The organism is Candidatus Bathyarchaeota archaeon (assembly GCA_026014735.1).
Taxonomy (GTDB): Archaea; Thermoproteota; Bathyarchaeia; order Bathyarchaeales; family Bathycorpusculaceae; genus Bathycorpusculum.
Genome location: JAOZHT010000001.1, coordinates 355,605 through 379,363 on the forward strand (window position 1 = coordinate 355,605; position 23,759 = coordinate 379,363).

The 23,759-nt window shown below is 51.1% G+C and carries 26 protein-coding genes; 15 read left to right on the forward strand and 11 right to left on the reverse strand.

Annotated features, from left to right (window positions below):
- Window positions 1-18: 18 nt before the first annotated feature.
- Complete coding sequence (locus NWE93_01800; protein ID MCW3998956.1) at window positions 19-753, reverse strand: hypothetical protein; 735 nt, start codon at window positions 751-753, stop codon at window positions 19-21.
- Between the two features lie 143 nt (window positions 754-896).
- Between NWE93_01800 and NWE93_01805 the strand changes: the two genes are divergently transcribed.
- From NWE93_01805 to NWE93_01815, 3 genes are all read left to right on the forward strand, one after another.
- A complete protein-coding gene (locus NWE93_01805) occupies window positions 897-1,133 on the forward strand; it encodes a hypothetical protein (protein MCW3998957.1) in 237 nt (78 codons plus the stop codon).
- 99 nt (window positions 1,134-1,232) lie between these two features.
- On the forward strand, window positions 1,233-3,707 hold the full coding sequence (locus NWE93_01810; GenBank protein MCW3998958.1) for a valine--tRNA ligase: 2,475 nt from the start codon (window positions 1,233-1,235) through the stop codon (window positions 3,705-3,707).
- Between the two features lie 10 nt (window positions 3,708-3,717).
- Entirely contained in the window at window positions 3,718-4,452 is a 735-nt protein-coding gene (locus NWE93_01815; protein MCW3998959.1) for a DUF108 domain-containing protein, read from the forward strand.
- 93 nt (window positions 4,453-4,545) lie between these two features.
- Here the strand turns inward: NWE93_01815 and NWE93_01820 are convergent, their stop codons facing one another.
- Window positions 4,546-5,466, reverse strand: coding sequence for a tRNA-dihydrouridine synthase (locus NWE93_01820; protein ID MCW3998960.1), 921 nt, complete (start codon window positions 5,464-5,466; stop codon window positions 4,546-4,548).
- 89 nt (window positions 5,467-5,555) lie between these two features.
- On the opposite strand from NWE93_01820, the gene NWE93_01825 reads away from it, so the two are divergent.
- The gene (locus NWE93_01825; protein ID MCW3998961.1) at window positions 5,556-5,984 is read left to right on the forward strand and encodes a RidA family protein; all 429 of its coding nucleotides are present in this window, start codon (window positions 5,556-5,558) and stop codon (window positions 5,982-5,984) included.
- A gap of 132 nt (window positions 5,985-6,116) precedes the next feature.
- Here NWE93_01825 and NWE93_01830 read toward each other — a convergent pair whose 3' ends face one another.
- Window positions 6,117-6,488: a hypothetical protein gene (locus tag NWE93_01830; protein ID MCW3998962.1), complete on the reverse strand. Its 372-nt coding sequence runs from the start codon at window positions 6,486-6,488 to the stop codon at window positions 6,117-6,119.
- 206 nt (window positions 6,489-6,694) lie between these two features.
- On the opposite strand from NWE93_01830, the gene NWE93_01835 reads away from it, so the two are divergent.
- On the forward strand, window positions 6,695-6,883 hold the full coding sequence (locus NWE93_01835) for a hypothetical protein (protein ID MCW3998963.1): 189 nt from the start codon (window positions 6,695-6,697) through the stop codon (window positions 6,881-6,883).
- Between the two features lie 114 nt (window positions 6,884-6,997).
- Here the strand turns inward: NWE93_01835 and NWE93_01840 are convergent, their stop codons facing one another.
- Window positions 6,998-7,849, reverse strand: coding sequence for a radical SAM protein (locus NWE93_01840; GenBank protein ID MCW3998964.1), 852 nt, complete (start codon window positions 7,847-7,849; stop codon window positions 6,998-7,000).
- Window positions 7,850-8,087: 238 nt separating this feature from the next.
- Here NWE93_01840 and NWE93_01845 point away from each other — a divergent pair, with 238 nt between their 5' ends.
- Together NWE93_01845 and NWE93_01850 are read left to right on the forward strand one after the other, a co-directional pair.
- On the forward strand, window positions 8,088-9,881 hold the full coding sequence (locus NWE93_01845) for a M3 family oligoendopeptidase (GenBank protein ID MCW3998965.1): 1,794 nt from the start codon (window positions 8,088-8,090) through the stop codon (window positions 9,879-9,881).
- Between the two features lie 124 nt (window positions 9,882-10,005).
- Complete coding sequence (locus NWE93_01850; GenBank protein MCW3998966.1) at window positions 10,006-10,368, forward strand: hypothetical protein; 363 nt, start codon at window positions 10,006-10,008, stop codon at window positions 10,366-10,368.
- 5 nt (window positions 10,369-10,373) lie between these two features.
- Here the strand turns inward: NWE93_01850 and NWE93_01855 are convergent, their stop codons facing one another.
- Window positions 10,374-11,252: a hypothetical protein gene (locus tag NWE93_01855; protein MCW3998967.1), complete on the reverse strand. Its 879-nt coding sequence runs from the start codon at window positions 11,250-11,252 to the stop codon at window positions 10,374-10,376.
- A gap of 214 nt (window positions 11,253-11,466) precedes the next feature.
- Here NWE93_01855 and NWE93_01860 point away from each other — a divergent pair, with 214 nt between their 5' ends.
- The 3 genes from NWE93_01860 to NWE93_01870 all read left to right on the forward strand — a co-directional run bounded on the left by NWE93_01860 (window position 11,467) and on the right by NWE93_01870 (window position 12,608).
- On the forward strand, window positions 11,467-11,796 hold the full coding sequence (locus NWE93_01860; protein MCW3998968.1) for a PadR family transcriptional regulator: 330 nt from the start codon (window positions 11,467-11,469) through the stop codon (window positions 11,794-11,796).
- A 198-nt stretch (window positions 11,797-11,994) separates the two neighbouring features.
- Window positions 11,995-12,330 carry a hypothetical protein gene (locus NWE93_01865; GenBank protein ID MCW3998969.1) on the forward strand — a complete coding sequence of 112 codons (336 nt, stop codon included), beginning with the start codon at window positions 11,995-11,997 and terminating at the stop codon, window positions 12,328-12,330.
- Window positions 12,331-12,473: 143 nt separating this feature from the next.
- Window positions 12,474-12,608, forward strand: a complete 135-nt coding sequence (locus tag NWE93_01870) for a hypothetical protein (protein MCW3998970.1) — start codon at window positions 12,474-12,476, stop codon at window positions 12,606-12,608.
- A gap of 34 nt (window positions 12,609-12,642) precedes the next feature.
- On the opposite strand, the gene NWE93_01875 is transcribed toward NWE93_01870, so the two are convergent.
- Together NWE93_01875 and NWE93_01880 are read right to left on the reverse strand one after the other, a co-directional pair.
- Window positions 12,643-13,149 (reverse strand): 4Fe-4S dicluster domain-containing protein, encoded by a 507-nt coding sequence (locus NWE93_01875; protein MCW3998971.1) that lies wholly within the window; start codon window positions 13,147-13,149, stop codon window positions 12,643-12,645.
- 4 nt (window positions 13,150-13,153) lie between these two features.
- Entirely contained in the window at window positions 13,154-15,010 is a 1,857-nt protein-coding gene (locus NWE93_01880; GenBank protein MCW3998972.1) for an aldehyde ferredoxin oxidoreductase family protein, read from the reverse strand.
- A gap of 257 nt (window positions 15,011-15,267) precedes the next feature.
- On the opposite strand from NWE93_01880, the gene NWE93_01885 reads away from it, so the two are divergent.
- On the forward strand, window positions 15,268-16,323 hold the full coding sequence (locus tag NWE93_01885) for an aminopeptidase P family protein (GenBank protein ID MCW3998973.1): 1,056 nt from the start codon (window positions 15,268-15,270) through the stop codon (window positions 16,321-16,323).
- 50 nt (window positions 16,324-16,373) lie between these two features.
- On the forward strand, window positions 16,374-16,946 hold the full coding sequence (locus NWE93_01890; protein MCW3998974.1) for a cysteine hydrolase: 573 nt from the start codon (window positions 16,374-16,376) through the stop codon (window positions 16,944-16,946).
- Here the strand turns inward: NWE93_01890 and NWE93_01895 are convergent.
- Both NWE93_01895 and NWE93_01900 read right to left on the reverse strand, forming a co-directional pair.
- Complete coding sequence (locus tag NWE93_01895) at window positions 16,943-18,070, reverse strand: hypothetical protein (GenBank protein MCW3998975.1); 1,128 nt, start codon at window positions 18,068-18,070, stop codon at window positions 16,943-16,945. The two genes, NWE93_01890 and NWE93_01895, sit on opposite strands and share 4 nt — an antisense overlap.
- Before the next feature lie 134 nt (window positions 18,071-18,204).
- The gene (locus tag NWE93_01900) at window positions 18,205-18,414 is read right to left on the reverse strand and encodes a hypothetical protein (GenBank protein MCW3998976.1); all 210 of its coding nucleotides are present in this window, start codon (window positions 18,412-18,414) and stop codon (window positions 18,205-18,207) included.
- Between the two features lie 147 nt (window positions 18,415-18,561).
- Between NWE93_01900 and NWE93_01905 the strand changes: the two genes are divergently transcribed.
- Together NWE93_01905 and NWE93_01910 are read left to right on the forward strand one after the other, a co-directional pair.
- Window positions 18,562-19,341, forward strand: coding sequence for a hypothetical protein (locus NWE93_01905; protein ID MCW3998977.1), 780 nt, complete (start codon window positions 18,562-18,564; stop codon window positions 19,339-19,341).
- A gap of 13 nt (window positions 19,342-19,354) precedes the next feature.
- On the forward strand, window positions 19,355-19,831 hold the full coding sequence (locus NWE93_01910) for a hypothetical protein (protein MCW3998978.1): 477 nt from the start codon (window positions 19,355-19,357) through the stop codon (window positions 19,829-19,831).
- Window positions 19,832-20,062: 231 nt separating this feature from the next.
- On the opposite strand, the gene NWE93_01915 is transcribed toward NWE93_01910, so the two are convergent.
- Window positions 20,063-20,941, reverse strand: coding sequence for a hypothetical protein (locus NWE93_01915; GenBank protein MCW3998979.1), 879 nt, complete (start codon window positions 20,939-20,941; stop codon window positions 20,063-20,065).
- Between the two features lie 54 nt (window positions 20,942-20,995).
- Window positions 20,996-21,379 carry a CopG family ribbon-helix-helix protein gene (locus tag NWE93_01920; protein ID MCW3998980.1) on the reverse strand — a complete coding sequence of 128 codons (384 nt, stop codon included), beginning with the start codon at window positions 21,377-21,379 and terminating at the stop codon, window positions 20,996-20,998.
- Between the two features lie 128 nt (window positions 21,380-21,507).
- Between NWE93_01920 and NWE93_01925 the strand changes: the two genes are divergently transcribed.
- The gene (locus NWE93_01925) at window positions 21,508-23,490 is read left to right on the forward strand and encodes a cation-translocating P-type ATPase (GenBank protein ID MCW3998981.1); all 1,983 of its coding nucleotides are present in this window, start codon (window positions 21,508-21,510) and stop codon (window positions 23,488-23,490) included.
- Window positions 23,491-23,759 lie beyond the last annotated feature (269 nt).

The window sequence follows — 23,759 nt, forward strand, 5'->3', positions numbered from 1 at the left end:
GCTGAAATTGTCGTTTTGCTAGGTGAATCCTGTTTTTTCGTCTATCCAAACTGCCCATTTAGGCTTGTTAAAGCCGTTGCGTTTACCCATCCAGTACCCCCAAGCCGCACCCAACGCAGGCGCAACAACCAGCATGAATACCCAGTATTCGGTGGTCCAGAAGTACCTGAGCATTGGACGGGCAAATGTGGCCACCACTAAACCCACCCCCAAGAAGGCTATATCAAAAGCCAAGATTGCTCCGCCGAATGGGTACACTATACGCATACGTTTTTTCATGCGGTCCGAGCCCGGCGGAGGCGGATTCACCATCGATCTGTACCCGAAATATGACATAGGCAAAAACATGGCGCAGGCGATGCATGCTTGGATAAGCCGCATAGAGGTCACGTACCCCAGAAAATACAATACCACAAAGCTTGCCAGGATCACAACTTGCCCCACAGCTAAAAGGGACCAGTAGATTTTTTGGGCTCTGCGTTTGCGTGCCACATCGGCTTCCGCGGGGAAACTATGCAGAACAGATGAGGCGACTTTTCCTTTTTCGGTAAGCATGTACTGCCCCGACTCGTTTTTGGCGATGAGGTCGCCGAGGACTTTAAGGTGATAGTTTAGGAGTCCGGTGCTGCCTGTTTCGCTGGCTTCAAGCAGCTCGGTGTAGGAGACTGCGCCTTTGGCGTCGAGGATGCCGATTATGGTTTGGCGGTTTCCGTCTTTGAGTATCTTGTGGAGTGAGGATAAACCAGAGTCCATAGGTAACCTTTGGCGTTGTCGAATTTAGGGGTTTTTGACTAAATCCGCAGTCAAAGCGCTTCGAGGTGGGTTCCACCCAAAAACTGCCGGTCAAGATTACTTTATATGTTGCCGTGTGCTCCAAGCAGATGGAAGTTTTCTTTATGCCAAATCATTTATCAGCTGCACTTAAGGTCCTTGGCCAAGCAGCCTTCGTTTTTGGGCTGCTATCATGGTCATATGGTGTGCTTGTGCAGGTCACCCATCCCGAATGGCTGCCCCTGGGGCTATCACACCTAACGCGGTGGATTCGAGTTGACACTTTTACAATGGTTTCCTTTGTGGTTGCTGCTTCAGGCTTTGTCGTTTGGCGAGTAACTGAAGAAAACCATCTCCTGTAAACCTTGCGGTATCTATGATACGGTGTTGCATCGGGGTAATGTTTTTAGGTGCTATTTCCGTCTTGCTAAAGTCAAACAGTAACATCTGGACTGATTTGCATGCAGCCTATGCCTAAAGACTACAACTTCACAGAGATCGAAGCCAAATGGCAAGCTAAATGGGAAGAAATGGGCGTTAACCACTACGACTGGAACGACACAGCCCGCGTACCCTTCAGCATCGACACTCCTCCGCCTTACCCCTCAGGCGAACTCCACATGGGCAACGTTTTGAACTGGACCTACTTTGACATGGTAGCCCGATTCAAGCGTATGCAGGGTTTTAACGTGCTGTTTCCGCAGGGCTGGGACTGCCATGGCCTCGGCATAGAAATCCAAGTTGAGAAAGCCAATAACATCCGCAAACGCGACTTGCCCCCTGACCAGTTCCGGGGCATGTGCATGGCGCTGGTGGAGAAGTACATTGCCATGATGAAGGAAGGCATCCTCAAACTGGGCTGCAGCATCGACTGGTCCACCGAGTACAAAACCATGAACCCCGATTACTGGCGTCGCACCCAACTTAGCTTCATCCAGCTTTACCAGAAGGGCTTCATGTATCAGGGCACGCACCCCGTCAACTGGTGCCCAAGAGACGAAACCGCCATAGCCGACGCCGAAGTCGACCACATAAAACGGGAAGGCACCCTCCACTACATCAGATTTCACCTTGCCGGCAGCGACGAGTACCTGCTCATCGCCACCTCCCGCCCCGAATTCATCCCCGCCTGCGTCGCAGTCGAAGTTAACCCCAAAGACGAGCGCTACGGCAAATATGTGGGCAGAAAAATATCGGTGCCGCTGATGAACCGCGAGGTCACCATCATCGCCGACGAAGCCGTCGACCCCAGCTTCGGAACCGGAGCGATGCAGATCTGCACCTACGGCGACAAAGAAGACGTGAAAACCGTCATAAAACACAAGCTCCCCGTGATTCGCCTCATCACCCAGAATGGGCAAATCAGCGAGGCAGGCTGCAAATACGCTGGGCTCTACGTTAATCAGGCACGCGCCGCCATCGTGGAGGACCTTAAAGCCGCGGGTTTGCTGGAGAAAAGCGAGAAGACCCAGCAGGAAGTCGGCGTCTGCGACCGCTGCAAAGCCCTCGTTGAAATCCTCGAGGTTAAGCAGTGGTTCATGAAGACCATGGAGTTAACCGACGCCGTAGAGAAGAACGCTAACGAAATCACCTGGTACCCCGATTACATGCGTAACCGCCTCATCGACTGGGCAAAAGCGCTGGACTGGGACTGGGTTATCAGCCGCCAGCGGCTTTTTGCGACTCCGATTCCAGTGTGGTACTGCCGGGGCTGCGGCGAAGTCATCGTTGCCAAACCCGAATGGGTGCCCATCGACCCTAAACTTGAAGGTCCACGCATCGAGGCATGTCCCAGATGCGGCGGCAAAGACTTCCGCCCCGAAGTCGACGTCATGGACACGTGGATGGATAGCTCCATCACCTGCGCCGTTCACGCCGGCTGGCCGGACCGAGCGGATTGGCGTCGCCTCTTCCCCGCCAGCATGCATCCCTCCGGCACCGACATCATCCGCACCTGGGCATACTACCTCATGGTCCGCCACCTCGCCCTCTTCGATCAGCGCCCCTTCAACAGCGTACTGATAAACGGTATGGTGTTGGGTGCGGACGGACGCAAAATGAGCAAATCCCTCAAAAACTACGCTGCCGCACCCGAAACCCTGGGCAAATTCGGCGCCGACGCGGTTCGTCAGTGGGCAGCGGGTGGAGGAGCAACCGGCTCAGATATTCCCTACCGCGTGCAGGATGTGGAGTATGGCAGGCGTTTTCTGGTGAAGCTCTGGAACGCCTCTGGCTTTGCTAGCAAACTGCTGGAAAACTATAAGCCAATTAACTCAGAGGGTATCCCCGGCGAAATTGCCCTTGAAGTTCTCGATAAGTGGATGATCAGTAAAACAGAAAAGCTCACCCAGAAAGTAACCGAGGAACTCGAGAAATGCCAGTTTAACGTAGCCATCGAGGATGTACGTAACTTCTTCTGGCATGTTTTCTGCGATTACTATTTGGAAGCTGTTAAAGACCGCCTCTACAACCCCTCCTTAGAGGGCTCATCTAAGAGACTGGCGGCTCAGTACACGCTCCACGAAGTGATGTATCGTATGCTCCAGTTGCTGGCGCCGTTTGTGCCCCATGTTACCGAGGAGATCTATCAGTACATGTACAGAGAAGCCAAAGGCTTTGAAAGCATCCAAATATCGAAATGGCCCAAATTCAACCCCTCACTGGTGGATGAGGCCGCTGAAAAAGACGGCGACTTAATCACCGCAGTCATGAGTGAGGTGCGCCGGGACAAAGCAGAAAAGAAGCTGCCGCTAAACGCCCCCGTCAAGAGCCTCAGAATCTATGTGCCCGACGATGGAGCAGCCGTCGCCATCCGGCAGGGATGCGCCGACATAGCCGCCACCCTAAAAATCGAGACCATCAGAGTTATGGCTGAGAAGCACAGTGAAGGCAGACGCGTCGGCCAAAGCGAAGTCTACCTTGAAACCGACTACTGAGGCAAAGCATATGACCGTTAGGGTTGGCTTGATTGGATGCGGCGCCATCGGCACAGTGCTCGCGGAAGCCATCGAACGCAAACTTGTAGTCTGCGATGAACTGGTAGTTTTCGATGTGGACGCCGCCAAAGCCGAAAAACTCAAAGCGGCACTTCGGTTTCCAGTAAAAATCGCCCAGAGTTTGGAGGAGCTGCTCTCCGCCGAGCCAAGAGTGGTTGTGGAAGCCGCGGGGCAGGGCGCAGTCCGCCAGTACTACCAGATGCTCCTCGATTCGGGTGCAGAGCTGATTTTCATGAGCACCGGTGCGCTTCTCGAATTCGACACCTCTAATTCCCGGGTGCATTACCCCGCGGGCGCCATCGGGGGCCTAGACGCCATTGCCGCAGCAGCCAACGCCGGCATAGAGGAAATCACGTTGACTACCCGCAAGAGCCCTAAGGCGCTGGGCAAACCCGTCATGGAGGAAACCGTTACCTTCCAGGGTTATGCAGAAGAAGCCGCCCGCCAGTTTCCACGGGAAATGAACGTCGCCGCCACCCTGGCTTTAACTGTGCGACCCGTAAAAGTCCAAGTCAAAGTCGTCATCGACCCCCAAACCACCCGCAACACCCACGAAATCCACGTAAAGTGGCGTTACGGCGAAATGAACCTCAAATTCGCTAACATGCCCCACCCCGACAACCCGCATACGAGTGCACTGGCGGCATGGGCTGCCATTAGGCTGCTGCAAACTTTGCTTCATTAATGAATAGGTGACAATGAAAAGGAGCTTTACCTAAACAGGCACCGTCACAGGCCCTTACGCGGTGAACCTCAAATCAGCCGAAGCAACAACCCCTTATTCCAGCGAACTCACAAAATCCTCCACGGCCCTTATGGTTTTGCAGTTCATAACCGCCCGTGTGTTCTGCGTTGTCTTGAAGCCCTTGAGCATCCAAAACACGTGTTCACGCACTTCCTGAGCCGAGCCTCGACGCTCAAACTCGCGGTAAAGTTCGATGAACCGCAGAATCTGCCGCTTAATTCCCCCGTTGCCAAGCTGGGCTTTGGTGGCGTCAAAAATCCATGGGCGATCCCGGGCGCCTCTGCCCACCATCACCAGATCGCAGCCTGTCCGCTCCAAAAGCGAAACCCCCTCGGCGTAGCTGGTGACGTCGCCGTTAGCCATCATGGGGATGGTGAGTTTCTCTTTTATTTGCTTCATAATGTTCCAGTTTACTTTTCCGCCAAGTTTCTGCTGGGCGTTCCTGCCGTGAATGCAAAGCGCCGCTATCCCCGCGTTTTCCAAGCTCTTAGCCACCTCCATAGCGACAATGCTTTGACTATCCAATCCTATGCGCATCTTCACCGTCACGGGCTTCTCAGTGGCATCCACCATAGCTCGGACCAAGGTTTCGAGGCGAGCGGGGTCAGAGAGCAAGTAGGCACCGTAGCCCTTTTCCAAAAACTCCTTTTCGCTACAACCAACATTTAGGTCAATAATGTCAGCGAAGTCCTCTACAAGCTTGACGCTTTTTACTAATGATTCCTTGTGGTTGCCGATTAGCTGGACAGTGACAGGGCGTTCGGCGTCGTGGATGTTTAGGATTTCTTTAACTTCGCTTTTTTGGCGGTTTTTGACGATGTCAGTGTCGATCATCTGTGTATAGATGAGGGCAGCGTGGTTTTCTTTGCAGAGCATTCGAAAAGCGGTGCAGTTAACCGCCGCCATAGGTGCAAGAACGAATCGCCCAGATATGTCTACGTCGCCGATTTTCATGGTGGCTTAAATTATGTTTGAGCTACGCTTTAACCTTACGTCAAACAACAAAAAAGATTAACGCCAACGCAACTTTCTAGAACAGGGAAGTGAGCATTTTGGAAATTAACCACATCAACCCACAAAGCTTAGCTGCCCCAAGAGGCTACTCACATGCCATATCCGTCGAGGGCAACTACAGAACCATCTACATCGGCGGGCAAAACGCAGTTAACGAAAAAGGAAACGTCGTCGGAGAAAACAGCCTAAAGGAGCAGACAATAAAGGTCTTAGAGAACATCGAAAAAATCCTCATGGAAGCAGACGCTAAACTCGAAGACATCGTGAAATTCAACATCTACCTTGTGGAAGGTCAAAAGCCACAGGAGGGCTTTGAGGCTTTCCAGCAGAAATGGCGCAGCCAGAAGGCTCCTGTAATTACGGTTGTGTTTGTGGCGGGTTTAGGTAATCCCAATTGGCTGGTGGAGATTGAGGCTGTAGCAGTTACACCAACAAAGCATAATGCCAAACTAGTTTAATGCCGCTTACTACCAAAGCGGTAACGCTCAGTTTAATTCGTAGTATTTCTTGAATTTCGGCGTTTCCAAAGTAGATAATACAAGTTCCCTAATATCAGCGGGCAAATGGCTAATTTGCCATTCCCGTTCCGCTTAAACCCTGCCCCCCGCCGCCGCCACCGCTTTAAGCCCATACAGTGCAGGGCCAAGCGCGTGGTCAGCCATATGCGCAGTTGCCGCCGCGTGGCCGACGGCGCGGGCAACCGCTGCCGCCGCTGGACTGGATGATTCACGTGCCACCGTGTGTGCAGCAACAGCAGACGCCCTCGCCATGCCCACCGTTGCCTCTCCCCGAGCCCATGCCTCCGCGGTGTCAAGCGCTTTTTGCAGCTGCATGTCAACTTCGCCGCCTAGAAGAGGCAGCACATGTGTTGCGCAGGCGATTGCCCACTGCATCAGCAGCTGATGCTGCATCGGCGTAAGGGAGCCGCCTCTGTGCTCTGCCACAAACCGTCTGTCCCGCATATGCTTCACATCCTGTTTTTTAAGGGTAGTTAGAGCCTTAAGGCTTTCCGCTGCGCAATGCAGCAAAATAAGAGGGTTTACAGAAAGGTTAATACCTCAGATCTGCTATATGGTAGCAGACAAGTAAGCTGTTTCTATATAGTTGATAACAACTACACTCGACATGCTTAATTGCTTAAGAAACAAAATTTAACGGAGGAAAAACCATGAAAAACAGAACCATACCTGTAGCATCGATGCTGTTCACTTGCCCTCAATGCGACGCAAGATTCGAATTCGACGCTGTCGGCGAATACGAGCTGGTTCCCTGCCCCGTCTGCGGAACCCGCCATGTCACCGTCAAAGTAGGCAGCAAACTAACGCTGCAACCATCAGAGATAGCACTCCTGTGCTAAAAACCAGCAATCGGGCAAAACCCAATTGACTTGGCCTCTCCATACCTTTTTGTTAAATCCCAAAATTTTTTGATAATTAATTACTGAAAAGAGAAGGCTTCACTTATAGCCGATCTATGCATCACCCAAAAATGGGGAAGGGTAGAGGCGAACCTCAGTTGCGCAGACATCTTCACAGGCACGGCAAACCCGCCTAAGCTCCTGCGAAGTCGGCGCTGCTAAACCCGCATATGCTTCTGCCTCAGAGAGGGGTACCACATTCATTCTGTAAGCGCCTAAGCTCCTCACGATCCTTGCAACCTCAACCAGATGCGCCGAATTCACCTTGGGGATGTAGGTGCTGTCCACTTCCACCATCATGCCTGCGTCGGCTGCGTTGCGGATGCCCTCAAGCTGATTCAGACTCAGCACCTCAAAGGCTTCCCCGCCACGCACTGTCCTGCCGTTTAAGCGGACAAACGAGTAAATCTTCGCGCCCACCTTAGCGTCAACGGCGTTTACCGAGACTTTGATTGCGCCTACACCTAAATCCTCTAGGACCGCGAGGTTTCGGGGGAGCAGCAACCCGTTTGTAGCCACGCACCTTGTCAGGTAGGGGAATTCCCGCTGGATTTTCTTGAGTACCTCAAAGGTGACTTCGCTGGCTAAGGCTTCGCCTGACCCCGAAATCTCTACTGTCCGCAAATCAGGGTTGCTTTTAGCTGCATACCTGATTGCCGAGAGGGCTTTTCTGGCGCTTGCCACTTCAGATTTATAGTTGGAATCGCAATAGCGGCAGCCGACGTTGCTTGGGGAGACCAAAGCTATGTTCAGCCTGCTAAATCCGTAGCGGACTTGGCCGTCTATTCTCGTATGCTCCTTACGCATGCGGGCGCAACTGGTTTTTTGCGCTTCGGATTCTAGGTAGCCCAGCATGGGGGCGCTGAGGGCTACGCTTTCTTCTTGGCATACTGCGATTTGTTTCATGTTTGTTTACCTCGGTAGCTATTGGAGGGCGTTGACTTTTAAAAGGATAGTTGAGAAGAATTCACAACTGTGCATAAAAATGCATATTTGCTGCACATAATTACGCAACACTGACGTCTGAGCATGCAAAGATCCATTGCTGCAGCCCGTATCTAAACACATGCAAACAATTCAAAGCTTAATGGAAAGCATAATGCAAAATAACCCAGCCAGCAACTATCATAGAGAGGCACATAAAATGAGCACACAGCAAACCAGATGGAACCTAAATGAACTCTACAGCTGCATAACAGACCCCGAAATCCAAACAACCATAACAAAAACCACCGCCCAAGCAGACAGCTTCGAGCAGAAGTACCGCGGCAAAATCGCATCTCTCTCCGCAGAGCAGCTACTGGAGTGCCTCCGAGAAGTAGAAGCCTTCAACTTGGCCTTCAGCAACTTAACACTCTACTCAAGCCTATGCTTCGCAGCCGACATGACCCAGCCGCAGGCACAATCACTAAACGACAAAGTCAACAAGCTGGAAGCCCAAATCAGCAAACAACTCGCCTTCTACACATTGGAACTGGGCACTCTCCTCAAAAACAGCCCTCAACTTATCCAAGCACCGCAGTTGGCAAACTATAGGCATATGCTGGAGCGCATGCAACGACGCATTCCGCATCAGCTCAGCGAAGTCGAAGAGCAACTTATCATCGAAAAAGACCAGTTCGGCGTGTATGCTTGGGAGGAACTGCAGAGTAAGTGGCTGAACACGCGTCTCTTCGAAGTGAACGTGCAAGGCGAGAAAAAAACCCTCAACTATGGTGAAGCCAACGGGCTACTGCCTCATCCCGACCGCGCCACCCGCGAATCCGCCAACCGCTCCATCTATGGATTGCTGGGCAAGGACGGCGAGATATTTTCCGCGGCGCTGCGCAGTATTTGTAACGACTGGGTCACCGTATGTAAGCGTCGCAAATACGGTTCGCCCATGGAGCCCAGTCTCATCAGCAACGACACCCAACAGCCCATAATCGATAGTCTTCTATGCACCGTCGAGGAGGGAGCCTCGGCTTATAGACGCTACCTTAAACTGAAGGCGAATTTGATGGAGCTGCCGGTTCTTGCTAATTACGATTTACTTGCGCCCCTGCCGGAGGCTAAAGAACTTAAATTCAGCTACCCGCAAGCCCAAGACATCATAGCTCAAGCCTACAGCCGCTTCGACCCCCACTACGCCTCGGCGGTGAAGGAAATGTTTACCAAGTGCCACATCGATGCGGAGCCACGGTTTGGTAAACGCAACGGCGCCTTCTGCGCAAGCTACGCCAGCGGCAAATCCGCCTATATCCTGCAGAGCTTCAACGGCACCCTAAGTGACGTCTTCACGTTGGCGCATGAACTGGGACATGCCACCCACGACTGGTACATGACTCGAAACCAAACTTTCCTCAACATCCACGTGCCCTCTATCGTCGCGGAAACCGCCTCCATCTTCGGCGAACTACTACTCACCGACTTGATGCTGGAGAACGCCAAGTCCGATGCTGAACGCAGAACCCTGCTCTGTCTGGTTTTAGATGAGGCGGGGATGACGGCGTTTCAGGTTACAGCCAGGGTTTGGTTTGAGCAGGCACTCTACGCATCTATAGAAAACGATGAGTTCCTCGATTACCCAACCATCTGCCGCCTCTGGACCACGGCGCGAAACCGTATCTTCGGCGATGCGGTAACGTGGCTGCCTGAGATGGATGCGGAATGGACCATGAAACCCCACTATTACATGGCGAACTACCGCTTCTACAATTACCCCTACGTCTACGCCCAGATGTTTGTCTACAGCCTCTACGAACGTTACCTCGAGGAGGGCAAAGCGTTTGTGCCTAAACTTGTGGAGTTGCTCTCGGCAGGCAGCAGTAAATCGCCAACTGAACTGGGCGCCACCGTCGGATTAGATTTGGCGAAACCTGATTTCTGGCGTGGAGGACTCAGGGTGTTTGAGCGTTTCATCGGTGATTTGGAGAAAACGGTAACTGGGCAACGTTGAATTGATATTTTAAAACCAGATTTATTCATGTTCGAAATGACAAGTATTTTTGCTTCATAAGTTATTATTTACTCTAACGCCAATGGGTAAGGGGGAACCTATAGGTATGGCTGTGGAGTTGAAGATGGAAGACCAAGGTGAACAGCTTAAGACATTCGATGAAATCGTCTTGGAATCCATCGATGAAATCCTTAATGCAATCGGCGGTTCAGCGAAAAACGCGATTTATCTCTACATTACCCGAAGGCTCGGAGTAAGCAGAGAGCAGTTGCCATACAGAATCACCGCCTTAGCCGAAACCTTAACAGGCATTTTTGGCGCTGGTTCACGACCCCTTGAACTAGCCATAATCAGGAAAATTGAGGAAAAAGCCAAAATCAGCTACCCCTTGCCTGCCCAAGCAATTTCCCTCCAAGACTGCATAGTCTTTCTAAGACACCAGTATGAATCATCAAAACGGTGCTATCCAAGCAGCATAGATCGCTAACGCGGTTATTCATAACTGACGCTGGACAGCAGCTTAGCGAAGAGCCAATCTAAAACCGATACCAAAGCACCATAATTGGTCCATATGGCAACTTTTTTCTGTTTCTTTTTATGGCCCATCTCGATTACAGCGTCGTTTCCATTGAAAGCAATCAACAGCTCGTTTCTGTCAGAAACTATAAAGCTGGAGACGTTTTGGGCCTCAACAACTTGATGTTTCTCGTGGGGCCACTTGATTTTCCCCAGAAAATAGGTGCTTTTCTGTGAAAGCGACGTCAGCAACTTCACATTGAGCTCTTGCCGCCATTTTAGCTTGTCAAAGAATCCGCCGAAGTAGAAGTCAGCTATGTACTCGTCGGATATGAAGATCTGCAGCTCCTTGGAGGTTCGCTCAAGGATTTCGTTGGCTTTTTGAATTATCTGCTGTTCACTTTCAAGTTTCTGAAAAAGCTCCTTTTTGGCAGCTTCACATTTCCCCAGAGGCATAACTGCCCAAAGCCCCGCTATAACCTCCTTTTGGTTCTCGAGCAAACGCAGTTTTGTCCGCTGACCTTCGATAAGCAAATCTATTGCTTCGTTTATGGGGACCGCCGAGAACTTTATGGGTTTTTTAAGTAAGAGAAAAACCAGACCCTTCTTTTCTAGGTGACGAAGTATCCGGTAGGTTTCTGTGCGGCGGATTTTTACTTCATTAGTTATGTCTTTGGCTTTTCTGGGGCCGGTCTTGGCGAGGTGCAGATAAACCCTGGTTTCGCTTTTAAGCAAGCCGAAGCTTTCCAGCGCTTCCTCGACTGAGGGCACGGTAGGGGGTCTATCGTTTGGAGCTATGGTGGTTTTGGGGTGTATTGGGTTGGGGGCGTTAACTGGGGTTGTGGCGAGCTCCATTTGGCATCACGGGTTGGTTAGTCTAGGTTGATGCCTGCTATACTATAGTCTTATTAATTTGGGGTCTTAACTGGAAGGCTTTCACATTCCAAATAATAGTATGAACCGAAATAGCCAGATTGCGTCCAGTCGCCGCGCACACCTGTGTGCAGCGGAGATGATACACACTTATCGTCAAATAAAATAACCCAATAAGCCATAAGAGGCACAGCACATGAAACCCAAAACCACAGAGGACCTAAGAGCAAGAACCATCAAGACCTACTCAGACATACTCATCCTAAAATACCTAAACCATCAGCCCCAAAGCAGCGGCTACGACATCCTCAAACACTTCTACGGCGCACACAACCTCGTTTTTAGCCCCGGAACCATCTACCACGAAATCTACAAGCTTGAACGACAGAAGCTAATAACAAGCGACGGAGACGAAAGCGGAAGGATGTATAGTCTAACGTCGGATGGGAGCCGAGCTCTTGCAGCAGCGGTCGGCGAAAAAAAGCATATTCAGGAATTAATCTCAGCGATTTTCTCGGAAAACTAACCAATTTTAGAGGCAAAATGAAGCAGAAGCGTTTTCATATTTAGCATAGGCATGTACAAACGCGGCTAGTCAGAATGAAAAAGTTTATAGTGTTACCATAAAGATGCGGACGCAAAAAAGTGAAATGGCGGATAAAATGGAGAGTTGTTGCCGCTAAAGCTTTTGTTCAGGTACACCGTAGTAAGTGTGTGATACAAGTTGGAAACCGCCAAGCACACCGCTAAAGCGCTGCATGAGTTAACAGACACCTACGTAGAAACCTACCATGCAATAAAAACCACAGCGAAAGACACCGCAAACACCAAGAAGCTCTGGCGGGAAGGCAACAAATCCAGCCTCATAAAAATTGGCGTAGCATGCATCGTGTTCCCTGATCCCTCTCCAGTAGGGGAAATCATAGGTGCAGGCTTTCTGGTCGCGGGAGCTGTCCAGACGGGCATACGGAACAGGGCAGCATACGTTGGGGACATCAAAAAGAACATCGAGGGCACATTAAAAGAGATAAACCGCACTAATGGCGAAATCCGAATTTAACGCAATAGGCTCTTTGCGGTAAAGCGCCATCTACCAGTGCCTGATCCGAGCAGTTTATGACTGATTTGAGGCAGCCACATACATTTATCAACGCAGACTACTCTGGGTTTGCGTTGCTTTGGCTTCTTTGGAGGTGACTTGTTTTGGTGGAAAAGAAGGTTCCTGAACCCGAAAGGACCATCGAAGGCAAATACAGATGCCGCGCAGATAAACAAGAATTTAAATCACGTGAAGACTATGAAGCACACTGTGAAGAAGAGCATCCGGGTGGAATGTAGAAGAAACAAAAATTTGTTGGGCAAAAAAGCCCATTTACTGTTGCTGTTTCTCTTCTTTTTCTTGGAAGAGCTTCTTGATTGCGCTGATGCGGGCCTTCTGCGCGAGGACATCGCTTGTAACGACGGTTAAGGCTTCTTCAGGGCACCACTTAACGCACTGTGGGCCTTCCTCTTTGTCCTTGCAGAGGTCACAGACATAGACTACCTTGGTTTCGGGGTGCAGCATCATGGCGCCGTAGTCGCAGGCTTCAATGCACCAGCCGCAGCCGTTGCATTTGTCTTTGTCGAGCACGATGTTGCCTGTGTCCTCGGCCTGTGAGAGCGCATCTCGTGGGCAGGCGGCAACACAGGCGGGGTCCTCGCAGAGTCTGCAGGTAACGGCCATGTTAGCCAGTTGGTTAACGCGGACTAGTCGGATGCGTGATTTGATTGGGTTGAAGGCTTTCTCCTTGTTCATCGAGCAAGCGTATTCGCAGATTTGGCAGCCAACACATTTTTCGGGGTCAGCGGAAATGAATTTTCTCTGGTGGATTTTAACCATTTTTTTATGCCTCTTTTCCTTCGACTATACTTGCGAATTCCTGTAACCCTAACTTTTGGAGTTTAGTTTTAGGTGGAACTCCCTCAACGGTCCAGCCGCGCGCTTGATAGTAGTCATCAAGCATCAAATCCAACTCCTCCTGAGTGACAACGGAGCCCTTGGCGGGTCCATCGTCGGGAACAGGCTGATTCATTACCTTCCAGGGAAGAGTGTCGTCGCTTCGGCTTAAGCCCTCTCGGAGGTTAATGAGTTTAGCAAGGGTGTTGACACGTTCACCTGCCATAGCGAGTTCATCGGCGGTCATCTCTACGCCTGTGGTGGCGCTGTAGAGTTTAGCCATTTCCGCCAGCTCCTTGTAGAAGGTGCCCTTAGAGTTCTTGCACACGATAAGCGAATCGATTACTGCAAAGATGTCCTCGTTGTCCTTGACAAGTTGACCTCTGCCCTTCTCAGCTTTGAAGCGATCCACCTTGCCTTTAATGTCAAGTGCGTAGACGCCGCTTCGGTTATGGTCGGCTCCTCGGAAGGAAACCGCAGCAGCCAACGCGGCTGTTTTGAGGCATCTTAAGTCGTAGCCTGTGACTTCGAGACCCTTGATTTGCTGGGCGAGTTCAGCGGCGTTTTTGCCGATTTTGGCTGCGGCAGCTTTTGAGCCGTCTGCGAGCCATTCGCCGATGCCTTCGCGTTTACCGATTTTCTCGATGAGTGTGATGACTGCTTCTGCGTTGCCGAAGTGAGCATCGACTCCGCCGAGTTCTTCATGTGTGATGAGGCCTTTTTCGTGGCAGTCCATCAGAAAACTGATGGTTACTCCGGTGCTTGTTGCGTCGAGGCCATAGTAGTTGCAGAGGTCAGCGGCTTTGATGATGGCGTCGAGTTTGTCTACGCCGCAGTTGGGGCCAAGCGCCCAAAGGTTATCGTATTCCATGCGGGCTACGGTGCCTTTGTAGGGGCCTTCCCGTATGAGCGCTTCGTGCTCACAGCGCATGGCGCAGCTGTTGCAGCCGATGATTTTGGCGATGAATCGTTCGTTGAGGACTTCGCCGCTTACTTTTTCTGCTTCATCGAAATGTGCGTTGGTGTAGTTGTTTGTGGGCATGCAGAAAAGCGAGTTGTTAATCATGACGTTCTCAACTGAGCCCAACGTGCGGTACTTCTGTGCTGCGGGACCCTTCATGCGTTCATGGAATTCCTTAACCATTTCCATGAATTCTTCAGGTTTCGCGACGGCTATGTCGCGTGTTCCGCGTACAGCTATGGCTTTAAGGTTCTTGCTGCCCATAACAGCGCCTAAACCGGTTCTGCCTGCCGCACGTGTTTTCTCGTTAATTATAGAGGCGATCTTGGATTGTTTTTCTCCTGCTAAACCGATTGATGCGACGCGGATGTAGTAGTCGCCGATTTCGTCTTTTATTGCGTCCTCGGTTTCTCCGGGCGACCTCCCCCAGATGTTTGCGGCGTCAAGCAGTTGGATGGATTCATCATCTATCCAAATATAACTGGGCTTCTCGGCTTTGCCGGTTAAAACGATGGCGTCGTAGCCTGCTCGTTTGAGTTCAGCGCCGAATGTGCCGTGGCTGACTGCTTCGGCGACACCGCCTGTTTGGGGAGATTTAGATATGAAGGCGTGACCGTTGCCTCCGGTGGGAAACATTGTTCCCGATACGGGTCCAACGGATAGGACGAGCGGGTTGTCCGCGCTTAGCGGGTCAACTCCTGCTTTTGAGTTGGATAAGTAGAGTTTCATGCCTAAGCCGATGCCGCCGACATATTTTTTGGCGGTTTCCTCGCTTAGTTTTTCAATGCGGGTTTTCCCTGTTGTTAAATCAACGTATAGAACTCTTCCTGCGTAACCGAGCAAACCTTGCATCTCTCCAAGAGTTTTTAAGGAATATTTAGGAAGTTGAACAGTATATTAAGCTAATGGGTTCTGAGGCTAAAAATTCATGGCTTTTTATGCAAAAGCGGCAGCTGCAACTCACAGTTTGACACATAAACAAGTAGAATGCGGCTTGCTAAAAAAGGGCAAAGTCTTTACAGAGCAGCCACAAACCCAAGACAAAGAAGCGAAAACTTAAACCAACCCCGCTATATCTGCCTCAGTAAAGGCGAATTACATTGAGGCGAACCGACAAATTTTGGCATCTGGCCGCAGAACAAAGTAAACCCGAAACCTTTGCAGTCTTCAATCCAGTCAACATCATCTACTTCACGGGTTTCTCGGGTGCAACCGCGTTGCTTCTCACCCCGGAGGGGGAAGGCGTCCTTTACGTTTCAGGCACCAACTATCAGCAGGCTAAAGCCGAAGTCAAAGGCTACACTGTGGAACTGATAAAACGTGGCGAGCAGGTCATGCAGAAAATCGCGCAGCAACCCCGAATGGGGAAACTTGCTGTAGATACGCTGTCAATTGAGGGCTGGAGGCAGCTGGCCAAAGAGGTCGGGGGAGAAGAACACCTTGAATCAGTCTTCCAGGTTTTTCGTCAACTACGAGAAGTAAAGGACGCAGAGGAAATCGGGCTTATCTGCGGGGCATGCAGGATGGCTGACGCCGGCATAAAAGCCGCATCAGAAATTATCCGGCCGGGGGTAACCCAGAAGCAGATAGCAGCCGAAGCCGAATACGCCATGCGCAAAGCAGGATCAGATGGCGTCGCATTCGAAACCATCGTTTCAGCAGGTGAATGCTGCGCTTTCCCACATGGCACCAGCCACGATAAAGTGGTCTGTGAAGGCGACTTTGTCACGGTTGATTTAGGCGCCACCAACCAGTTTTACCGCTCAGACATCACCCGCACCTTCATCGCCGGCAAAGCCACTGAGAAGCAACGGAAAATCTATCAGGCAGTGCAGCTGGCGCATCAGCGCGGCTACGAAAAGATTGCATCGGGGGTTTTGGCGCAGAAGGTAGATTGGGCTGCTTGGCGGGTTATCGAGCGGGCTGGGTACGGCGACTATTTCGTGCATAACCTTGGGCATGGCGTGGGCTTAGAGGTGCATGAGGCGCCGGTTCTGGGCCCCGAAAGCAAGGATGTGCTGCAGGCAGGTAACGTTGTTACGGATGAACCGGGGATTTATCTGCCGGGTTACGGCGGCGTACGCATCGAAGACACCGTGCTTGTCACCAAGTCGGGCGCACAGAAACTCACGACCGCCCCCTACATGCAGCTGTAGGCAAAACCTAAAAGGGCACAGCAGGCTTTCTATAGTGGGCGAATTTTTTGATTGCAAACCCAGCAGTTATTCTGGTAGATGTCCAAAACGACTTTGTCACGGGTCCGCTTAAAACCCGACGCGCCCCCAACGTAATCGAGCCCCTAAAGCGGCTGGTGGTGGCTGCCCGCCTAAACAGTGTGCCCGTCATATTCAGCATCGACGCACATTACCCGCAGGATGTGGAGGTGGTGGAGAAATGGGGGGTACACGCCATCAAGGGCACCGAGGGCGCCAAGGTAATAGCTGAGTTGGCGCCTCAGGAAGACAGAGACTACATCGTGGAGAAACGCACCTACAGCGGCTTCTACGAGACGGGGCTTGATCCGCTTCTGCGCAGCCTATATGGCGGCGACGGCGTTAGAACCGTGATTCTGGGTGGCTTGCATACTAACATGTGTATTCGACATACCTCGGCGGATGCGTTTTTCCGTGGCTACCGCATAGTCGTCGCAAGCGATGGCGTGGAAGCCTTCACCGAAAAAGACCACATCGAGGGACTCAAGTATTTAGAATATGTCTACAATGCCAAGGTCATGGCTGTTAACGAAATCATCAGGGAAATAGTTCGCCAGCCAAGCTAGGTTACTGTGCTGTTCCACAAATAAGTTTGGCTGTACTTGCCCGCGTAGCTAAAATGGGGGTCCTCGTAGATCACGTCAAGCTTCAACCCGTACTTGTCTATCAGCGTATTTAGGTTAGATAGGATTTGGGGTGCCTTCTCATCTTCATCCCAGAGCCCCCAGATGCGGTCGCTGGAGATGTACTCGTTACGCCTCATGCCCCAGCCATAGTCCCTTGGCAGAACCAGCGCCGCCTCCGCGTGCCCGCCATTTTTTCTTGGGGAAGCCTGTATGTCATTCCAGAATTGCTCCATAGCCTCGAAATGCTTCTCGGATAGGATGCCGTAGGGGTTGCCGGCGGGGGCAGTGGGGTAGTTGAAGACAACCACGTATTTGGCGCCTGCCTGATACGACAGCTGCATTTCGCGGTAGATTTCCTGCGGGGCAGCCAGGTAAGGCTGCGTCGAGTAAGTCCACGTTATTATGGTGCCCCAGTCTTTGCCCTGCACGTTTGCGGCGCCCCGGCACAGCGCAATCTGCTGAACTGAACTGGCGTTCCAGCCTAACTCAGCAAACACCGTGTCGTATCCCGCCTGGTAATCCCACCAGTAAAGGGCAAAATCGGAGGTGAACAGATTGATCCCATGGGTTTTTGCATCTAGGGTGCTGTTGGTTGAGCTTATGTTTTCGATAAACTGGTTTGCGGCGTCGCTGTAGTCGGCGGCGGATGTTACGGTGTTGTTAACCATCTCGATTTGTTTTCCTCCCGGTTCATCTCGGAGGTGAATGCCTAAGAATTTGTCGCCCCATCGCTGATGCGCTGACTCTATCCACTCCTGATGCCAAGGGTAACGTATGCGGGAAATAAAATCGAAGTAAACCACGAACTTGAGGTTAGCCCCCGCGGCGTAGTCGCAGACTTCAGTTAACGCTGTTTCGTTGGTGGTTAAATCAAACGAGTTGATTAGAAAAAAGTTCGTGTATGGTTTTACTTTGTCAATTAAGGCTTTGGCTTGCTCTGCGTCTTCGCCGCCGTAGGAGACGCCGAAGTAGAATTCGTCGCCTTTGACGCCTAGCTGCATGTAAACGACTGCTATCGCTGCAACGCCCACTATGGCTGCCAAAACTGCGGCTTTAAATTTCATGAGTATCTAATTGGAAACCACGAATTGCACATAAAAACGTTAGCAAAATCCAAGGATGGTAACGATTACGCTCTTGAGTGGCCAAGACTGCTTTACTGCTACAGCGCAAACCAAACCCCTCGGCGGAGAGCATGCTAAGAGCTTCTGGTTCTGTCGGTTTCTGTCACCGCGGAGCCAATCAGCGCCCCCAGCCCCAACGCCACCGCGGCTATGGCGAAGGTTTCATGATGCAAATCGCTGATTTGGAACCACACCCCAAAGCTCAGCTTCTGATCGAGCAGTATCAGAAACCCTAAAACGAAAAAGACGGCGGCGACTAAACCTGCGACCCAACGCTTAAACACCTAAAATCTCCCCATATAACTTGGGGGCGGATGACTTTAAAGCTAACTGCCAAAACGATTATTGGGGTGTTCTTTTTGAGAACGGCTTTGTTCTGAGGGGAGCATTATATGCCGCCTTGCCTGATAGGGTAGCGGTGAAAAACCAAAATGAAAATCGAAAAAAAACTAATCCTATGCAGCATACTCGCCATAGCAATCGGAATAGCAACCGTCATACCATTAGCTTATCTGATGTCTCCTGCGCAAGCGCAAACAGACACCAACGACCAACCCCAATTCAACTTTGACATGCCATACGCCTATGTCCGCGACGTCTGGGACAACAGTACTCTAACCCAGGATACCTACGGATGGGCATTCGCATTTACCTTTAAAACATCACCCGCCTTCGAGCTGACCGACGACTCAGTTGCCTACTACGAAACCTACAGGGCCGAATTAACCTCAGAGAAAGGCTCAATAGCAAATATTAGCCTAAAAGCAATGGCTACCTCATATACCCCTCAATCAAACACAAACGGAAGCGTATCAGTATCTACCTCATATACCGGTGAAAACATCTCAGATGCCAGTGCGTTAAACGACTTCGCACTATACTATGACCAAAGCTGGCATAACTTTACCTACGGCGATACAGAAGGAAGCGCAGGCGGCTACAACGACAGCGTAGCTACCAACTACAGAAACGGTTTCGGCGATAACTGGAACCTATCTTCTGGCTCACCAGAGTCCTTAACCCTAACGATTTACCGCGAAACTTGGATAATCCGAACTGTCAACTCAACTGAGATACATGTTGCAGGACCAGAAGCAATCCAGACGATTCAACTGCAGAGATACGGCAACGGCTTCATCTACAACACCGTTATCCCACAGGACGAAATGGATGCGATCAATCCTCTGTTTCCAGCATATAAAATCAAGTAGTGAGGCTACATGCATGGCGGGTGCGAACAGCGAGGAATTAGAAGGCAACACATTAAGCGTCTACGCATACATCGTTCGCGCAGCTAAACCAGTCGGCACCAGAGACGTAACCCGAGGCGCAGAACTCAGCAGTACCAGCGTCGCATTTCGGCACCTGCAGAAACTTGAAAGCATGGGGTTAATCGAGAAGAACAGCTACGGCGACTATATCCTTAAGGAAAAAGCAAACATCACTGGGCACGTGTGGGTCGGCAAAAACCTCGTACCCAGACTGATGTTTTACTCCTTCTTTTTTATGGGCGCATTCGCCGCAGAAGTAAGTATACTATTGCTCAGTTTAGTAATTAAGGGTTTAGTGATTCAGAGCAGCTTCCTTTTCCTCACTGGCATGACGGCGGTGGCGATGGCGCTGTTCTTTGCCGAGGGCATGGCGCTGTATCGCAAGAGCAGCCCAAGGGGCAACGGCGAATCCAAAAGCCCCCAGAGCTAACCAAGAAACCGCACCATCCATAGCGTCACACGTACATAATAAACACTAAACCCGAACGAAAAAGCTTTAAACCTTAACAGCAAAATTGCTGCGCGGAGAAGACCTAAAACGAAGAGAATCCCGCTCTTCGAGTTCGAAGTACCAAACTACAAGAAACGGTCAATCGGACTCGCAGCAAAAAAACAAACACGATAAAGCCGCCACTTGAGGCGAATCAAACCTAAGTGTGCTTTACTTAGGGTTTTTCCTCGACTTATTAAATGAACTCACCGCTTTTCGCTTCACTAAAATAGCCGCTGCCACCAAAACCACACCGACCACAACAGGAATCAGCCAAACCAAATCAGCGTCGCCGCCGGTCGGAGGCAAAGTGGCGCCGGGAACCTCGTCTACATCAGCGCCCGAGAAAACCACCGCTAAATCCCCCGGCAGCGCCTCGCCAAATTGAGAATGCATCTCCACCAAGACCACAGATACATTTTCCTCGGTGGTTTGGCTGAAGTTTTCGGGTTGCCACTGATTCGGGGCGGATTGCGGCGGTGCAGTGTAAACTTGGACCTCGCCTGGGGGTTTTTGGAAGTAGAAGGTAAAGTAGGCGGTGGATTGGGGGCTCTGCGCTGAGAGGTAGGGGCTTATGTTTAGGTCATAGAGGAAGATGGAGCTGCCGTTTATCTGCTCGATGGGGTGCTCGTAGTGGATGCTGAGCAGAAAACTTTCTTTTGCATTGTCGATGGTGCAGTAGATCATGGTCCAGTTGCCGATGGCTGTTTGATGCCGCTCTGAAGCGGGGTAATCAGACCAGCCGAGTTCATGGCCGTCAACGGAGACATGGATGTTGGTTGCGTTAGGCGGCATCGGATAGAGCATCGGTAGAGCTGCGCTAAAGCCGCAGTCATTGCCTTTCAGGCTGATGGGGTAGGAACCGTCGATTTTTGCCCACCAAACCCCGTCTACATCGACGATGGTGTAGTTAACGTACTCAACAGGCATGCTCAGAGGGGGAAATCCGCCGCCTGGGTTAGCGGATGTGGATTCATAAAACGTTAGGCTGCCCAACGCTGAAGTTAACAGCGCCAAAACCAGAGCCGCCGCCAACGCATTTTGCTTCATAAGCAACAACGGATAGGAAGCGGTGGTTGCTTTTTATTCTTTTGCAAACTTGCCTTAGAGCAGCATAAACATGGATTTAACCTGTTCAATCCCATGCATGCCCCGCAAACGGTTTATAAGACTTAGAATTCGGCCGTTGTTTCCCTGTGTAATGAAGATTTCTAAGCAGTATCTCTCGCCGATGTGGCGATGCACATTCTCGATTACCACATCATCGAATTCGTGGCGTAACTCGGTTATTTTTAAATCAACGTCTTTTCGGGCATAATCACAGGTCACCATTATGGTGGCTGCGACATCGTCGGTCTGTAGCAGCGCTAATTCGGATTCGGAAATTAAGCCGCGTATGGCGTCCCGGAAGGCTTCTGAGCGGCTGTAGTAGCCTTTGGTTGCCATGAAGTCTTCAAATTTTCGCAGTAATTCGGGCGGTAAGGTTATGCTGATTACGGTCGTTTATATCCACCATCATGTTTTTATTAATATTTACATTAACTGTTAATAGCTAATTAATATTTTTACATAGCGGTTTAGCACTAACCTAATATAACCTGCTTAGTTATGGGAAAATGATTAACATGGGAACCTGCGAAGAAAAACCTGAACCCGAACCAGTCATTATTGGCGAGGAAGAAGAAAACAGGCGGGTGCTGGTGGCATTCGCAGTCTGGTTAGGCTTAACCATGCTCATCGCCGGCGCCTTGGACATCTTTTTAGGCGGCATCCCGCTGGGTTTCAGCTTGCCACTCCTAGGCGTCCCAGTTACCGTATCCATGATTCTCTACTACGGCGCCGTCTTAACAGTAGCCATCTACATCGGCGTAGTAGGCATAAAAGAACTCGCCATAGAACGCCGCTTCAGCGTCGAGTTCCTCATGGCAGTCGCAGGGTTAGGTGCGTTGGCGCTGGATTACCGCTTCGAAGCCGCCACGGTGCTGTTTCTGTACTGTATCGCGGAGTACTTTGAAGGCTACATCCAGACAAGGGCTAGACGGACAGTGGAGAAAATCAGCAAAGTCCTCCCCGAAAACGCACGTGCCATCCGCGGAGGCAAAGAAACCAGCGTTAACGTAAAAGAAGTTGAAATAAACGAAATTATCCTCGTTAAGCCAGGGGAACGCATACCGCTCGACGGCAATGTAGTCGAGGGCTTCTCGCATGTTGACCAGGCGTTGGTGACGGGCGAATCGGTTCCTGTGCCTAAAAGAGTCAACGACTGCGTCTATGCAGGCACCCTAAACAGCGGCGGCGTATTGAAGATTCAAATCACCAAAAAAGCCAGCGAAACCCTGGTTTCCCGCATCGTGCAGCTTGTGGTGGAATCCCAGAAGAGCAAAGCCTCCATCGAGCGTTTGGTAGACCGCTTCGCCAAGTTCTATGTCCCAATCGTGATTTTGCTGGCGGTTTTCACGGCGCTGGTTTTACCGTTTATTTTTCCGTTGCCTGAAAATAACTTTCAAGAATGGTTTTACCGCTCACTGATTCTGCTGGTGGTATCTTGCCCCAGCGCCTTCATCATTTCGGTGCCCGCCACCATCTTCGTCGCCATCACCGTTGCAGCTAAACGCGGAGTCATAATCAAAGGCGGAGTGTTCATCGAGAAACTAGCAAGGGTCAAACGTGTAGTCTTCGATAAAACCGGCACGCTCACGCTTGGGCGGCAAGCGGTGCATGAGGTGCGCCGAGTAGACATTTCCCGCGCGGAGGATGAGGCGGTGATGTATGCGGCGGCGCTTGACCAGTACAGTAACCACCCAATCGCGCAGGCAATTGTGCGACGGGCCACCCAACGCGGCATCGACCTAAGCAAAGTTAAAGTCACAGACGTAGTGGAGGTGCCCGGTAAAGGCATCGTGGGCCAAGTCAACGATAAACACGTGGCCATCGGTAACCCAGAGTTTATGCGGGAGCTGGGCTGCGACTGCGCAGAGGCTTTCGAGATCACCGCTGGCGACATACATACGGCAGTCTGCATTTCCGTGGGTAAAACGGGGCTGGCCACTGTGTGCGTGGTGGATGAGGTGCGGGAGGACGCGTTGGCCTCGGTAAGTCAACTTAAAGCGCAGGGCATCAAAACCGCCATGCTAACAGGTGACAAACAATCCATAGCCCAGGACACCGCCAATTCAGTCGGCATAGAAGAAGTGTATGCTGAGCTGTTTCCCGAGGACAAGCTGAGGTGCATACAGGACATGAAGGGCAAAGATGGCTTGGTGGCGATGGTGGGCGACGGCGTCAACGATGCACCTGCCCTGGCATCGTCAGATGTAGGCATCGCGATGGGTGCCCGCGGAGTCGACGTGGCGCTGGAATCCGCCGACGTGGTGCTTGTGAGAGATGAACTTGCGCAGATTCCCTATCTGCTAAGGCTCAGCGAGAAAGCCATGGTGGTGGCTAAACAGAACATCGCTGCCTCGCTGGTTATAAAATTCATTTTAGGCGGCTTGGGATTGTTGGGGCTTACGCCGCTGTGGTTCACGGTGGCGGCAGGAGACGACGGCGTCACGATGCTGCTGCTCCTAAACACGTTAAGGCTGGAACGAATCAAGTAGCCTCGTTTCTCAGCCAACCAATCCTCGCTACAATAGAAATCAAATATTTTGGTTCTGCTTGTGGCAGGCTCCACAACCAGCCTGCAATATGCCTAAACGCCCGACGCAGAAAAGCATTGTTTTAGGCAAACCACAGGTTGTTGTTGTGTAAAGAGTGGTCTCCCACAACAACAACTAAAGAAAAACTAACAGTCAACTGAAAAGTCGGCCGCCATCAGTCTTGGCTGCAAAACCATTTCTGGGCAACCTGGAAGGATTCAAATATAAAG

Bases quoted from the DNA above. Each gene is read 5' to 3' on its own strand.
- NWE93_01800 (MCW3998956.1), bottom strand. From the start codon at position 753: ATGGACTCTGGTTTATCCTCACTCCACAAGATACTCAAAGACGGAAAC.
- NWE93_01805 (MCW3998957.1), top strand. From the start codon at position 897: ATGCCAAATCATTTATCAGCTGCACTTAAGGTCCTTGGCCAAGCAGCC.
- NWE93_01810 (MCW3998958.1), top strand. From the start codon at position 1,233: ATGCAGCCTATGCCTAAAGACTACAACTTCACAGAGATCGAAGCCAAA.
- NWE93_01815 (MCW3998959.1), top strand. From the start codon at position 3,718: ATGACCGTTAGGGTTGGCTTGATTGGATGCGGCGCCATCGGCACAGTG.
- NWE93_01820 (MCW3998960.1), bottom strand. From the start codon at position 5,466: ATGAAAATCGGCGACGTAGACATATCTGGGCGATTCGTTCTTGCACCT.
- NWE93_01830 (MCW3998962.1), bottom strand. From the start codon at position 6,488: ATGCGGGACAGACGGTTTGTGGCAGAGCACAGAGGCGGCTCCCTTACG.
- NWE93_01835 (MCW3998963.1), top strand. From the start codon at position 6,695: ATGAAAAACAGAACCATACCTGTAGCATCGATGCTGTTCACTTGCCCT.
- NWE93_01840 (MCW3998964.1), bottom strand. From the start codon at position 7,849: ATGAAACAAATCGCAGTATGCCAAGAAGAAAGCGTAGCCCTCAGCGCC.
- NWE93_01845 (MCW3998965.1), top strand. From the start codon at position 8,088: ATGAGCACACAGCAAACCAGATGGAACCTAAATGAACTCTACAGCTGC.
- NWE93_01850 (MCW3998966.1), top strand. From the start codon at position 10,006: ATGGAAGACCAAGGTGAACAGCTTAAGACATTCGATGAAATCGTCTTG.
- NWE93_01855 (MCW3998967.1), bottom strand. From the start codon at position 11,252: ATGGAGCTCGCCACAACCCCAGTTAACGCCCCCAACCCAATACACCCC.
- NWE93_01860 (MCW3998968.1), top strand. From the start codon at position 11,467: ATGAAACCCAAAACCACAGAGGACCTAAGAGCAAGAACCATCAAGACC.
- NWE93_01875 (MCW3998971.1), bottom strand. From the start codon at position 13,149: ATGGTTAAAATCCACCAGAGAAAATTCATTTCCGCTGACCCCGAAAAA.
- NWE93_01895 (MCW3998975.1), bottom strand. From the start codon at position 18,070: ATGAAATTTAAAGCCGCAGTTTTGGCAGCCATAGTGGGCGTTGCAGCG.
- NWE93_01905 (MCW3998977.1), top strand. From the start codon at position 18,562: ATGAAAATCGAAAAAAAACTAATCCTATGCAGCATACTCGCCATAGCA.
- NWE93_01910 (MCW3998978.1), top strand. From the start codon at position 19,355: ATGGCGGGTGCGAACAGCGAGGAATTAGAAGGCAACACATTAAGCGTC.
- NWE93_01915 (MCW3998979.1), bottom strand. From the start codon at position 20,941: ATGAAGCAAAATGCGTTGGCGGCGGCTCTGGTTTTGGCGCTGTTAACT.
- NWE93_01925 (MCW3998981.1), top strand. From the start codon at position 21,508: ATGATTAACATGGGAACCTGCGAAGAAAAACCTGAACCCGAACCAGTC.